Origin of the sequence: Mediterraneibacter agrestimuris, from assembly GCF_943193195.1 — a bacterium.
Lineage (GTDB): Bacteria > Bacillota > Clostridia > Lachnospirales > Lachnospiraceae > Schaedlerella > Schaedlerella agrestimuris.
Genome location: NZ_CALPDG010000102.1, coordinates 1 through 2,292 on the forward strand (window position 1 = coordinate 1; position 2,292 = coordinate 2,292).

Sequence of the window (2,292 nt, forward strand, 5' to 3'; positions counted from 1 at the left end):
TTGCATGTGTTAGGCACGCCGCCAGCGTTCATCCTGAGCCAGGATCAAACTCTCGTATAAAAAGGTTTGACTTGGTAGTTTCAAGTCTTACCGTTTATACGCTCCGCATGTTCTTAACGAGGTTTCCCACGAGTTTAGAACTGTCGGAGCTTCTTCGTGTGTTCTTGGTGAGGTTCTTCCGAACCCAGAACCACCGAAGCTTCTTTGTTTGTCTAGTCAAGAATCACTGCTAGCAATTCTTTTCCTTTTTACTGTTTTGGTTTGTTATCAAACCGTTCTTAAAAATTTTCTCATAAGAAATTTTCAAGGGTTGTTGTCTATTGTTCAGTTATCAATGTTCTTGTCGTCCTCTTCATGCGACAGCTTTGATATTTTATCAAAAAGCTTTTTCGTTGTCAAGAACTTTTTTATTTTTCTTCGCTGTCTGTTCAAGCGACAGCTTTAGTAGATTATCACATCTACCGCTTTTTGTCAACAACTTTTTTCAAGTTTTTGACTTTTTTGATATCTTTTTTCAATATCTGCTGATAACCTCTTACAATTAACTCTAATATCAAATAATCTTTGTAGGTTATCAAACGGAGAAAGAGGGATTTGAACCCTCGCGCCGGTTTCCCGACCTACACCCTTAGCAGGGGCGCCTCTTCAGCCTCTTGAGTATTTCTCCAGATTCTGAAATATGACCTGTTCATGTTCTATTTACAGGACATTATTCATTATGATGCGTTACAACGCATAGGTTATTATACTAAAGAGATTCCCCAATGTCAACGAAAATAAAACAATTTTTTAATTTTTCTTATCTGTTTTTATCTCATTTGCTTATTATGTGTATTTCTTCTATATATATCTATATCTAGTGGGTATTGTCTGCCGGTACTCCCAATATTTCTTTTATCTCTGAAATAGATTTTCCTTCCAAACGCAATTTCATAATATATTCGATCCGTTCAAGGCTTTTTTCCCTTTTATATCTTCTTGTTAATTTTTTTTCTTCCTGTTCAAAAGGAAGCATCCCTTCCTCTGTATAGAATTTCAATGTACTATACCGACTTCCCGTTAACCGTACCAATTCTCCTATTGTTACATATTCAGCGGCAAGGATTTTTTCCATACTTCTTTGTCTCGACATAGATTCAACCCTTCATTCTACCAATATACAGGAACAATATTTGCTCCTTGGATCGGCACTTTATAAGCCCTCCTTGTAGATGGAAAAATGCGATAATAAGCATTATCTATTTTCAGAAATGTTTCATTTCCTGATTTTACTTCTTCCACATAATGTCCCATCTTGCATAAATGTTCTATCACTGCTATTCTTCTTTCTTCTACTGTTGTATTGAAAATTACAAAATCAATAAAGATTGCTTTTCTCCTCTCCAGATAAGGAAATATCAGATTTATCCCCTCCAGATATGGATTCTTAAACAAATTATGCTTTACCTTTAAAAATTTTGTCACAAAACTCTCCAATGCAGTGTGAAATTCCGCCTCCCATAAAATACGATATTTTACATTTTCTACTGTCAGATCAAGCATTCTTTTTTGCAGCTGATTTTGTTCTCCTACAGAAAATAAATCATGAATACATCCGCTTTCCCGATGCAGCCACAACAAACCTGCACATTCCAGACTTATTTCTCCTTCGTCCAGTATCTCTGCCCGAAGTCCCTCCCTCAATCTCAAATACATTGTTTCTTCACTTCTATACGCTTTGAGTTCAACTCCTGCCGTATAATAATCCATATCGCATCCTAGAATATCCGGAACCTGCTCCAACAAACCATCTGCTTCTAATAATTCAGCAATTTCTTTCTCTATTTTTTTCCCTTCTTTTTTCTTCAGATTCCTTGCACACTCTACCGCTTCATTTAGTTTTGAAACAAATACATCTGTATCGGTCTCTTCTATAGTAGTTAAAACATCTTCCAATACTTTTGCCGCTGCAACCGCTCGGATCACAGCCTCTTTTGCAACTGATGGATGCAGACTCTCCAATCCATTTAATGCAACAATTGCATATTGCTGAGATAACGCCAATTCTTTCATTACAACTCCTCCTTTTCTTTTAACAAGCCATCTGTTTTTTGCTAATTACTTTTTACATCCACTATCTACTTACTACTTACGATTTATAATTTAATTATATATCTTTTTTTGTATTTGTCAATCATTAATCCTGGGCGGAAGATATATTTTGTAACAGTTCAGCCTTTCGGCTTCCTGTTACAGGCATCAAGCCATGCAAAACCACTTCGTGGTGGCTTGATGCATCTCTACCTATACGTT

Annotated in this window: 2 protein-coding genes, 1 tRNA gene and 1 rRNA gene; all 4 read right to left on the reverse strand. The window is 36.3% G+C overall.

Features of this window, described 5'->3' with window-relative positions:
• Positions 1-60 (reverse strand): 16S ribosomal RNA (locus NFS18_RS19175); the annotation flags it as partial.
• A gap of 519 nt (positions 61-579) precedes the next feature.
• Positions 580-667: transfer RNA gene (locus tag NFS18_RS19180), tRNA-Ser, on the reverse strand.
• A gap of 189 nt (positions 668-856) precedes the next feature.
• Complete coding sequence (locus NFS18_RS19185) at positions 857-1,132, reverse strand: helix-turn-helix domain-containing protein (protein WP_251393162.1); 276 nt, start codon at positions 1,130-1,132, stop codon at positions 857-859.
• A gap of 17 nt (positions 1,133-1,149) precedes the next feature.
• Positions 1,150-2,052: a hypothetical protein gene (locus NFS18_RS19190; protein ID WP_251393165.1), complete on the reverse strand. Its 903-nt coding sequence runs from the start codon at positions 2,050-2,052 to the stop codon at positions 1,150-1,152.
• Positions 2,053-2,292: the final 240 nt, after the last annotated feature.

What these genes read in the sequence shown, in the direction of transcription:
- NFS18_RS19185 (WP_251393162.1), bottom strand. Translation starts at nt 1,132, where the DNA reads ATGTCGAGACAAAGAAGTATGGAAAAAATCCTTGCCGCTGAATATGTA.
- NFS18_RS19190 (WP_251393165.1), bottom strand. Translation starts at nt 2,052, where the DNA reads ATGAAAGAATTGGCGTTATCTCAGCAATATGCAATTGTTGCATTAAAT.